Consider the following 1,324-nt stretch of genomic DNA (forward strand, 5'->3'; position numbering starts at 1 on the left):
CCGGCCCCCGCCGCGTACGGATCAGGAAGCAGGCTGCGCCACCTTGGTGGCGGGCTTTCCGTCGACGGCGGCGGCGAGCTGCGGGGCGAGCCGCTCGACGACGAACGGCAGGCTGGCGACGGTTCCGAACGACATGGCGTGGCCGTAGTCGCTGCTCTCGTGGACATAGACCTCACGGCCGTCCTTGACCACCTTCAGATCGCCGTACGAGGCGTCCTTGTGCAGTTTGGCCGTGTCCTTGGCGACATCGGTGACCATCCAGACGATGGCTTTCTGGTCGAGCAGATCGGTGCGCTCCTTGCTGATGTTCGCGCCGAACTTGTCGCCGATCGCCTTGTCCAGTCCGGCGGGCAGCTTGAAGCCGAGATTGGTGAGCAGCCGGGAGCGCGGGTCCTGGCTGCCGAAGACGAACATGCCCTCGTACGGGGTGGCCATGAGCGCGGTGGCGTTCTTGAACTCGGGCCTGGCCGCTGCCGCGATCTTCGACTCCACATCGGCGACGGCCTTGTCGGCCTCCGCGGACTTCCCGAGCGCCTTGCCGATCCGCTTGGCCTGCTCCTGCCACGGAACGCCGTAGTCGTTGTACTCCTTCGGATGGGCGACGACGGGGGCGAACTTCGACAGCGAGTCGTACTGCTCCTTGGTGAGCCCGCCGTAGACCGCGAGGATCAGATCCGGCTTGAGCGCGGCGATCTTCTCGACCTGAGGGCCGGTGCCGGTGTCCTTGAGGACGGCGGGCGCCGGCTTGCCGCCCAGTTCGTCCTCGGCCCAGGGGCCGATGGCGCCCTTGTAGCCGCCGACCCACTCGGTGGTGCCGACCGGAACCTTGCCCAGGGTGAGCACGACGTCCTGGTCGGTCAGTCCGACCGTGACGATCCGCTTGGGCTCCGATGCGACCTTGGTGCTGCCGTATTTGTGCGGGATCGTGACCGGGAAGGCGGAGTCGCCCGACGTGCCCTTCGCGGCCGCGCCGTCGTCGGAATCGTCCTTGGAGTCACCACCGCAGGCGGCGACGGTGCCGGTCAGCAGAAGTACGGAGACGAGCGCGGTGGCGAGCCGTTCAGCTCTGGGTGAGCGGGCCATCGGTGGTCCTTCGGTTCGGGTTGCTGAATGATGAGCCTGTGGGGGGCGGGGGGTTCTCGGGGCCGGCGTCACGGGTGTCCGACCACGCCGCCCACAGGGCGGCGTAGCGGCCCCGGGCCGCCCGCAGTCCGTCGTGTGTACCGGTCTCGACGACGCGTCCGGCCTCCATGACGACGATGCGGTCGGCGGTCGCCGCCTGGGTCAGCCGGTGGGCGACGATCAGTGCGGTACGGCCGTCCAC

Annotated in this window: 1 protein-coding gene and 1 pseudogene; both read right to left on the bottom strand. The window is 68.9% G+C overall.

All coding sequences use genetic code 11. The annotated features are described in order from the left end of the window. Positions 1–21 precede the first annotated feature (21 nt). Positions 22–1,083, bottom strand: coding sequence for an iron-siderophore ABC transporter substrate-binding protein (locus ACWF94_RS40625; protein ID WP_453500342.1), 1,062 nt, complete (start codon positions 1,081–1,083; stop codon positions 22–24). Continuing rightward, positions 1,061–1,324, bottom strand: a pseudogene (locus ACWF94_RS40630) (ABC transporter ATP-binding protein); the annotation flags it as partial. The pseudogene ACWF94_RS40630 and the gene ACWF94_RS40625, both read right to left, overlap by 23 nt.

The sequence above is a fragment of the Streptomyces sp. NPDC055078 genome, assembly GCF_053607985.1.

Bases quoted from the DNA above. Each gene is read 5' to 3' on its own strand.
- ACWF94_RS40625 (WP_453500342.1), bottom strand. From the start codon at position 1,083: ATGGCCCGCTCACCCAGAGCTGAACGGCTCGCCACCGCGCTCGTCTCC.